Here is a 9,045-nt window from a genome sequence, read left to right as displayed (position 1 = left end):
AGAGAATTAGAAAATGAGAGAATTAACAGATTAGAAAATGGGGTAAATGCCAATAATACCACCAAGGAGAATAGACGGGTCGGACAGGTCAGAGAAGGGGTTGGAGGATTCGGAAGATAACGGAGAAATTCAAAAGAAGGTTAAGAGGAGTTTTGATGAAAAAAGGGTGTGAGGATGAATGTAGTTAGCTTATAGGTAGCTTATAGGAAGCTTATACGAATCTTGGACGATTGGTATAGAAAGGGTATGTAAATAGTTGATTCATAGTATAATACAACAATAATAAAAATGGTAAAAACGGGGTTTCGAGGCGAAAGAAAGAGGAATAGGTAATAGACCTTAGGGCATTGGCACTAGGGGGGAAGTGTGACAGAAAAGATAATTGTTATATATCAAGCAGACATCTATTTATCTATCGCCTACAACAAAGTGTTCCCACACAATGGATTTCTTTTGGTAATAATCAGTGATAAGCTGAGAAGGTCGCTTCTTTTTAAAGAAGTGAAATCTTTTATAGAAATGAAGATGTGCCTTCACAATCGCCCACAAAAAGCAGGGTTTGCCCTGCAAAAGGAAACGCACTCCTGCAATGCCGTCCAACACCATACGGAGGAAGAGCGTAGTGTAAAGGCTTTTGGAAGGGAGGTTTTTCAGTAACATAAAAAGACTATTACGGAAGTTGAGGTAGGTTTTCTTAGGGTTGGTAGCCGTGAGTGTTGCCCCTCCCACGTGATAAACGGTACTCTCGGCGCAATACACTACCTGCTTGCCGAGGTGATGTACCCGCCAACACAAGTCGACTTCTTCTTGATGTGCGAAGAAATCTTCGTCGAAGCCACCTAATAGGTGGAATATTTCTGCGCGAATAAAAAAACACGCCCCCGATGCCCAGAAGATAGGGGAGGGGGAAGGGGTGTTGTACTGACCTTTATCTTCTTCTACGCGCTCAAATACTCTCCCCCTGCAATACGGAAACCCGTACTTGTCGATAAAGCCTCCAGCTGCTCCTGCGTACTCGAAATAAGAGGGGTGTTTTTCATCTTTTATCTTGGGTTGCACTACGGCAATGCGTTCGTCTTCAAAAGTGCGTAAGATGGGAGTGAGCCAGCCTTCGGTTACTCGTACGTCGGAGTTGAGCAGACAGTAGATATCGGCTTCAATGTGTTGTAAAGCGTGATTATACCCCCCTGCATACCCACTATTGGTAGGGTTTTCTAGGATAGTTACTTCGGGGAAGTGTGAGCGTAGAAAAGCGACGGAATCGTCGGTAGAAGCATTGTCAATCACATAGATTTGCCCTTCGGAAGTATATTGTACTACCGAGGGGAGGAATTGTTGCAACAGTGTTTTGCCGTTCCAGTTGAGTATTACGATGGCGAGAGTCATAGTGTGAGGTCGTTATAATGAGGAAGGTCTGCTAAGAATATATATTTGTATTGGTTATAGTCTGTTTGGCAATAATAATGAGTAATGCCGTTAGTGACCATTAGATATTGGGCATTGAGACTGAGGTTATAGCGTGCAATCTGGTCGAATGTTTGTTGGGTGATAGTCACGCTAGGCGCTTTGCATTCCACTATCAAGAGCACTACTCCTTTTTTGGAATAGACTACCACGTCGTAACGCTTAGTGAGTCCGTTTACAGAGAGCTTTTTCTCGACATTGATAAGCGATTTTGGATAACCTTTTTCTTCTATGAGAAAATGTACTACGTGTTGGCGCACCCATTCTTCGGGTTGTAGTACTACGTACTTGCGACGAATGAGGTCGAATATCCACAGCTTATTGTCAGCTTTTTTCAGGCGAAAAGAGTAGTTTTTGAAATTTAGAGCTTCCATACTGCAAAAGTAGAATATTTTTTGTATTTTTGCACTATGAATGAAGTAAAAACTATTGTAGCTAACATAAAAAAAGGAATTATAGCCCCTATCTACTTCCTGATGGGGGAAGAACCTTATTTCATAGATATCGTTTCTGATTACATTGAAGACCACGTATTACAAGAAGACCAAAAGGGATTTGACCAGATAGTGCTCTATGGTCAAGATGTGAGTGTGCCGACTATTATTGACTATGCACGTCGGTTCCCGATGATGAGCGACCATCAAGTGATTATCGTAAAAGAGGCGCAAAACCTTAAAAGCACTATCGACCAACTCGTGCCTTATGTAGAGAACCCTACGCCTACGACCGTATTGGTGTTCTGTTACAAATACGAGAAGTTAGACGCTCGTAAGAAATTGCTGAAAACCTTGCAAAAGAATAAGGATTGCGTGCTTTTGGAAAGCAAAAAACTCTACGAGAATCAGATAGCTACGTGGTTACCTGATGTGTTGAAGAAGAAACATCTCAGCATTCAGCCTAAAACGATACAGATGTTAGTAGATTTCTTGGGTACCGACCTGAGTAGGATACAAAACGAGGTAAACAAATTGGCGCTCATCGTCCCCGAAAATACAGAAGTAACGCCTGATATTATAGAGAAGAATATAGGGATTAGCAAGGAGTTTAATAATTATGAACTCAAGAGCGCTATTGCAGTTCACGATATGTACAAGATAACGCGCATTTTGAAACACTTCGCCGATAATCCTAAGGACAACCCTTTGGTGATGACACTCACGGTGCTTTACGGTTATTTCCAACAGCTCTTAGGCTTTCTCGGTCTTACCGACCAAAGTGATAAGAATGTAATGGCGACCCTAAAAGTGCCTATCTTTGGTATCAAAGACCTTCGTTCAGGCGCTCAACATTACCCAATGAAGCGCGTAAGCGCTATCATAGCTACCTTACGTGAAATAGACCTAAAAAGCAAAGGATTAGGTGCTACTAATAACCTCACAGAAGCTGACCTCCGCAAAGAACTTATTATAATGCTTAGTACTCAATGATAAATCGTTACTGTGGGGTAAACCAGTAATTTGTACATATAAAAAAAGCTGTCGAACAAACTTATCTGTTCAACAGCCTTTTTATTCTATGTCACACTGTGACTGTCTGCCACGCTATGGACTACCAACGGATGATAGCACTTGCCCAAGTAAAGCCACTACCAAAGGCAGCAAGTACTACCAGGTCTCCGTCCTTGATTTTGCCTTGTTGAACTGCTTCGGTAAGGGCGATAGGTATAGAAGCTGCGGTAGTGTTACCGTACTTCATTATATTGTTGAATATTTGTTCATCGGTGAGTTTGAATTGGTGCTGTACAAACTGTGAGATACGCAAATTAGCTTGGTGAGGAATCAACATATTAATATCTTTGTGAGAAAGACCATTGCTTTTCAATCCCTCTTCTATCACTTCCGCAAAGCGAACCACAGCATTTTTAAATACAAACTGACCGTTCATATTAGGGTAATAACTCACATCATCAGGGTCGTTTTCTGCCAATAATTCGGTTACCCATTTGGTGCCTACTCCTGGGGTAATCATTGCTAATTGTTCGGCATATTCACCTTGGCTATGCAAGTGAGTAGAGAGAATACCGCGTTCGGGGTCATCGGAGCGAGAAACGATAGCAGCCCCAGCACCATCGCCAAAAAGTACTGCCATATTGCGACCGCGAGTGGTCATATCCAGCGCAGGTGATTGGGTTTCAGCACCTATCACAAGGATATTTTTGTACATCCCCGTTTTGATATACTGGTCGGCTACTGAAAGGGCATAGATAAAGCCCGAACATTGGTTGCGGATATCGAGAGCTCCCACAGTAGGCAAACCCAATTCTTTTTGTACCAATACTCCGCAACCAGGGAAATAGAAGTCGGGACTGAGGGTTGCAAATACAATAAAGTCTATTTCTTCTTTATCGATTTTAGCAGCTTCAATAGCTTTTAAACTCGCTTTTACACCCATTGAGGTAGTAGTGTCACTACCTCTTAGTGCGTGACGACGCTGCTGAATACCGGTGCGCTCTTGAATCCATTCATCGCTGGTATCCATTAGTTTGGATAGGTCGTCGTTAGTAACTACGTTTTCAGGGACGTAAAATCCTAATCCCTTAATTCTTGAACGATATAACATATTTTTAGTTTTTAGTTGTCTAAATATATACTTCCAATAAATCCATTCCTTTGGTTTTTACCTCTAATTTGTGGCAAGAAGCAGGAAAAAGCACTGTTTCACCTTGCTTGATAGGTAATTCGGTAGTGCCGTCACCGATGGTTCCTTTGCCTTTTACGCACATATAGATATGGAAAGAATCGTCTTGTGAAAGTTGTTTTTCATAATCGGCGGTAAGCGGTAGCAAATTGGTAATAAAATAAGGACAATTCACCACTTTGTTTACCGTGTTAGTGTCTTTGGTATAAGCCACTTTAAAGTCGTCTTTCTTCTCGTAGTCGATTGCATCAAGAGCGAGTTCAGTGTGAAGTTCGCGCAGGTTACCATTTTTATCGCGACGGTTGAAATCGTACACGCGGTAGGTGATGTCGCTGGTTTGTTGTATTTCGGCAATGATAATTCCCTTGCCTATGGCGTGCACTTTGCCCGTGTTGATAAAGAATGTATCGCCATCTTTCACTTTTTCGTAATTGAGAATATCGGTGAGAGTACCACTATTGAGGTGCTGTTGATACTCCTCTTTGGTTACTGTTTTCTTGAAGCCTACAATCAGTTCAGCTCCTGCATCGGCGTGAAGCACATACCACATTTCGGTTTTACCAAAAGAGTTGTGGCGTTCTTTTGCCAATTTATCATTGGGGTGCACTTGTATAGAGAGGTCTTCGCGTGCATCTATAAACTTAATAAGGATAGGGAAATCGTGACCAAAACGCTCGTGCACGTGTTTGCCTAATAGTTCATTAGGGTATAAATCGATGAGTTCTTGCAGACTTTTACCTTCGTACTGACCATTGGCTACTACTGAGATATCACCAGGTACGCCTGATACTTCCCAGCTTTCGCCTGTAATATCGCTTTCAATAGGTTTGTTGAATAATGTTTTTAGTTTAGTACCTCCCCAAAGGCGTTCTTTGAGGATAGGTTTAAATTTTATTGGATACATTTTTATTAAGGTTGTTAGTTAAAGTGCAAAGATACGAATATTTTTTTAATTAGCCAATCAGTTGTTACCACATTTACAAATCATTTTAAGTTTTTCAACATAAATTGTGTCATCATCTCTGCTGCTTGCGCTTCTTTCGACGTAAACAAATGATCTCCCTTTTCAATGAGACTTACTTTACAATGTTTATAGAAATAAGGCAGATTTTCACTGTAAGTATAAGAGAGCATTCTATCGCCCGTACCGTGAATTACCAATACATTGCCTTTATATGCTCTCGCTTTCTGAATGAGTTTGCACCGTTGTGCTGAGAGGATATAGTCCTTCCCTACAGTTACTTTCCCTCCAAAAAAGGAAAGCTCTTCAGGTACATTCAATGGGTCGAAAGTGGCATCGAATAGTACCCCTTGTGATAGTATGTCGTGAATTGTAGAAGCAGGTGCTAACAAGCCTAATGCTTTAACGTTTTTCTTCCCTAATTCTGCACTCAAAAGCATCGCTATAGCCCCTCCTTGCGAGTGTCCTATCAAACCTATCTTACCTACGAAAGGGAGTCTTTTAGTAAATGCCATTATGCGCCGTGCATCTTCTAACTCATTATCTAACGACATTTTCTTAAAATCTCCTTCACTTTCCCCGTGTGCGTTAAAGTCAAAGCGTACTGAGGCAATACCGTGTGTCGCTAAGCTATCTGCCAAAGTAGCATATAGCTTTTTGTCTTTATTGCTAGTCAGTGCGTGAAAGATAATCACGGTAGGGATTTTCTGAGACTTTTTCACAGTATCAGGAGTGGTTACCACTCCGCGAAGTGTTCCTACAGCTCCCTGAATAGTTACAGGCTCTGTTTTGGCATTTACCAAGTTAATAGCAACTAAAAAAGTAAAAATTATGTTCCTAAGTTTCATATATTTGAATTATTAAACAGTTATTAGTATCTAATCATTATTCATTAACCATTAATCATTATGTCTGTACACTTCCTCAAACGGCAATCTAAACCTTTCACCCCAGATACCGCGCTGTTCACGAAGTCCACAAGTAATCACCATATTCACTTCTGCCCCGCAAGGTAAGTGTAACAACTTCTTAATGCGTCTGCTATCGTAACCCTCTAACGGACACGTATCGTAACCCGCCTCTGCCATTGCTAGCATAAAGGTCTGTGCTACGAGTCCACAGCTTTTGTGTACACTTACGCGAATATCGCCTTCCGAGAGCTGTTGCATCATAGGTCGAAACCAACTGGTAACCACCCCAAATGCTTTGCGGAAGAGCCCTAGCAACCCAAAAAATCTACTATACACAAAAGGCATCAGCTTACTGTAATACGCCTCTTTATCCTTAATACGCTTGGCTTGCCTTTCGGGCGGACTGTTGCGCTGTACATTGCCACGCTCAAACTCCAAGATAGCACGAGCGTGGGTGCGGTGTTTGTCTTGACGAGTAACGAATACCACCATTTGTTGTGCCGTGGTAGCCGTACGCTGGTCGAGGCAGGCGTATGCTAATTTCTCTAACAAAGCCTTATCGGTGATGTGGTATAGCTCGTACAACTGCATATTAGAGCTGGTAGGTGCCAGTGTGGCGAGTTTAAGACATTCGCGCACCTTCTCCTCACTTATGGGTGTAGGCGCATAATAACGCACCGCTCTCCTAAAGTTCAATATATCTTTTAACATAGTTCGTTAGTTTTTAGTCATCGTAAGGGCGAAAGGCAATTCGCTCACATATAATTAGTTCGCCAAAGACAAACCCTTCTGAATCGTTCACCCTGCCCGGTTTGACTCTATTACTAAAATACAAAAGTACAACTTTTCCTCAATATAAACAAAAGCAACATTTCTTTCATATCATACTATCTATTACTGTCTTTGCCTTTTCTCTTTTACCTCCTTTTCCCAACTTTTCCGATTTTCTCCGAAAGTACGCGACTAAACGCCTCCCTATTTTACAAGACGCAGCCTCATTTCTCTAACTCAAGCTCGCACCCCATTTTCTAATTCTCTCATCTTCTAATTTGCTAATTAATCTGTCTATGCGGTTTTCACCTTTTACCTAACAAAAAAGAGACCACCTTTTTGGTAGTCTCTCTTTGTTTATTAAGTAAAATAATAACCTATGAAAACATTTCTTTTACTTTCTCAAAAAACGATTTCTCGTTCTTGTCGGGTTTAGGAGCAAAGTTCTCGTCTTCTTGCATTTCCTTAAAGAAGGCTTTTTGCTTGTCGGTGAGCTTTTTAGGCGTCCATACATTCACGTGAATGATAAGGTCACCGGCACCCCGTCCTTGCAAGTTAGGTACACCTTTACCACGCAAGCGCAATATTTTCCCTGACTGTATTCCCTCGTCTAGTTTAATGCGCACCTTTCCTGTAACCGTTTCAATCTCTTTAGAAGCTCCTAAAACTGCTTCAGGAAAACTAATATAAAGGTCGTAATGCAAGTTGTCGCCTTCGCGTTTTAAGGTTTCGTGTTCTTGTTCTTCGATGAGCATAAGCAAATCACCCGCTACACCATTCTTCGTAGGCGCTTCATTACCCTTGTTGTTTATCTTTAACTGAATACCATCTATCACTCCTGCAGGAATTGTGATAGGGATAGTCTCTTCTATGGTTTTTAATCCTTGCGAATCGCTGTCAGCACCACGTTTGTCAATCACTTCGCCCGAGCCTCCACAAGCAGTACAAGTAGTAGCCGTTTGCATTACGCCTAGCATCGTATTCATTTGACGTACTACCTGTCCGCGTCCGTGACAAGTAGGACAAGTTTTATAGGTAGTATCTTCAGCTTTTACCTTACGGCGTACTTTTACTTTCTTCTCAGTGCCTTTTACGATATCTTCAAGCGTAACTTTCACCCGTATACGCAAGTTTTCTCCTTTTACGTACACTTGTTGCTGACCGCTTCCTCCTCCGAAACCACTAAAACCACTAAAGCCCGAGAAATGCCCACCAAAAATATCTCCAAACTGACTGAATATATCGTCCATCGAGAAGCCTCCGCCTCCCATACCTCCTTCAAAGGCAGCGTGACCAAAGCGGTCGTATTGGGCGCGTTTGTTATCATCGCTGAGCACTTCATAGGCTTCGGCAGCCAATTTAAAGTTCTCTTCAGCTTGTTTATCACCAGGGTTCTTGTCTGGGTGATATTTCAAGGCTTGCTTCCGATACGCTTTTTTTATTTCAGCAGCGGTAGCCGTTCTCTGTACTTCTAATATTTCGTAGTAATCTTTCTTCATTCCTTCCTCCTTATTGTGCTACCACTACTTTAGGGAAACGTATTACTTTATCGCCTAATTTGTAGCCTGTTTGCACAACATCTACAATTTTGCCTTTGTCTTCAGGAGTAGGAGCAGGAATTTGGGTAACTGCATCGTGATGTTCACTGTCAAAAGTGTCGTTAGGGGCAACTTCTATTTTCTCTAATCCTTTTGATTTGAGAGTGTTTATTAGTTTATTATAGATGAGTTCCACCCCTTTAAGAGTATGTTCATCAGCCGATTTAGCCAATTCTACCAAAGCACGGTCAAAATCGTCTATTATAGGTAACAAGGCTGACAAAATGTCTTGTCCAGCAGTTTTAAAGAGCTCTGCACGTTCCTTCGCAGTGCGCTTCTTATAGTTTTCGAACTCAGCAAACAAACGCAAAAACTTGTCCTTCTCTTTCGCAAGAAGGTCTTCTGAAGTTTCTTTAATGGGCTCTTCGGGCTCTTCAACAGAAGTAGGTTCTTCAACTTCTTCCGAAGGAGTGTTATCAGTTGCCTCTTGTTCAAGTTCTAAGTCATCGTTTTTAATATCTTCGGTAATCATAATGATTCATTTTTAGTTTATTTCGTTAGTAGGTAGCAAATAATTTGCCAAAGACTAAAAAGGTGACAATTTGACAGAAGCCTCCCAATAAGCCTCTCCTCATTCTCCCTTTGAAGGTAGCCCGCGACAGCTGGGTATGTGTAAAGGGGAATGTTACCTCCCTAGTGCCTATGGCCTAAGGCCTATTGCCTATTCCTTTTCTTTCGCCTCGAAACCTCGTTTTTAACATTT

9 protein-coding genes are annotated in these 9,045 nt (G+C 41.6%); 1 reads left to right on the top strand and 8 read right to left on the bottom strand.

The annotated features are described in order from the left end of the window. Positions 1–408: 408 nt before the first annotated feature. Complete coding sequence (locus tag HMPREF9072_RS10285) at positions 409–1,386, bottom strand: glycosyltransferase family 2 protein (protein WP_009411658.1); 978 nt, start codon at positions 1,384–1,386, stop codon at positions 409–411. Next, positions 1,383–1,838, bottom strand: coding sequence for a type I restriction enzyme HsdR N-terminal domain-containing protein (locus tag HMPREF9072_RS10280; protein ID WP_009411657.1), 456 nt, complete (start codon positions 1,836–1,838; stop codon positions 1,383–1,385). The genes HMPREF9072_RS10285 and HMPREF9072_RS10280 overlap by 4 nt, the downstream gene beginning before the upstream one ends. A gap of 36 nt (positions 1,839–1,874) precedes the next feature. On the opposite strand from HMPREF9072_RS10280, the gene holA reads away from it, so the two are divergent. Beyond that, on the top strand, positions 1,875–2,891 hold the full coding sequence (gene holA, locus HMPREF9072_RS10275) for a DNA polymerase III subunit delta (RefSeq protein ID WP_009411656.1): 1,017 nt from the start codon (positions 1,875–1,877) through the stop codon (positions 2,889–2,891). Between the two features lie 121 nt (positions 2,892–3,012). Here the strand turns inward: holA and HMPREF9072_RS10270 are convergent, their stop codons facing one another. From HMPREF9072_RS10270 to HMPREF9072_RS10245, 6 genes are all read right to left on the bottom strand, one after another. After that, positions 3,013–4,023 carry a 3-oxoacyl-ACP synthase III family protein gene (locus HMPREF9072_RS10270; protein WP_009411655.1) on the bottom strand — a complete coding sequence of 337 codons (1,011 nt, stop codon included), beginning with the start codon at positions 4,021–4,023 and terminating at the stop codon, positions 3,013–3,015. 19 nt (positions 4,024–4,042) lie between these two features. Then, the gene (locus HMPREF9072_RS10265) at positions 4,043–5,005 is read right to left on the bottom strand and encodes a type I phosphomannose isomerase catalytic subunit (protein WP_009411654.1); all 963 of its coding nucleotides are present in this window, start codon (positions 5,003–5,005) and stop codon (positions 4,043–4,045) included. An 80-nt stretch (positions 5,006–5,085) separates the two neighbouring features. After that, positions 5,086–5,910 carry an alpha/beta hydrolase gene (locus HMPREF9072_RS10260; RefSeq protein ID WP_009411653.1) on the bottom strand — a complete coding sequence of 275 codons (825 nt, stop codon included), beginning with the start codon at positions 5,908–5,910 and terminating at the stop codon, positions 5,086–5,088. A 51-nt stretch (positions 5,911–5,961) separates the two neighbouring features. Next, entirely contained in the window at positions 5,962–6,684 is a 723-nt protein-coding gene (locus tag HMPREF9072_RS10255) for a nitroreductase family protein (protein WP_009411652.1), read from the bottom strand. Between the two features lie 437 nt (positions 6,685–7,121). Beyond that, positions 7,122–8,243: a molecular chaperone DnaJ gene (gene dnaJ, locus HMPREF9072_RS10250; protein WP_009411651.1), complete on the bottom strand. Its 1,122-nt coding sequence runs from the start codon at positions 8,241–8,243 to the stop codon at positions 7,122–7,124. A 10-nt stretch (positions 8,244–8,253) separates the two neighbouring features. Continuing rightward, positions 8,254–8,814 carry a nucleotide exchange factor GrpE gene (locus tag HMPREF9072_RS10245; RefSeq protein ID WP_009411650.1) on the bottom strand — a complete coding sequence of 187 codons (561 nt, stop codon included), beginning with the start codon at positions 8,812–8,814 and terminating at the stop codon, positions 8,254–8,256. Positions 8,815–9,045 lie beyond the last annotated feature (231 nt).

The sequence above is a fragment of the Capnocytophaga sp. oral taxon 324 str. F0483 genome (assembly GCF_000318315.2).
Taxonomy (GTDB): Bacteria; Bacteroidota; Bacteroidia; order Flavobacteriales; family Flavobacteriaceae; genus Capnocytophaga; species Capnocytophaga ochracea.
This window is presented reverse-complemented; position numbering and strand designations above follow the sequence as displayed.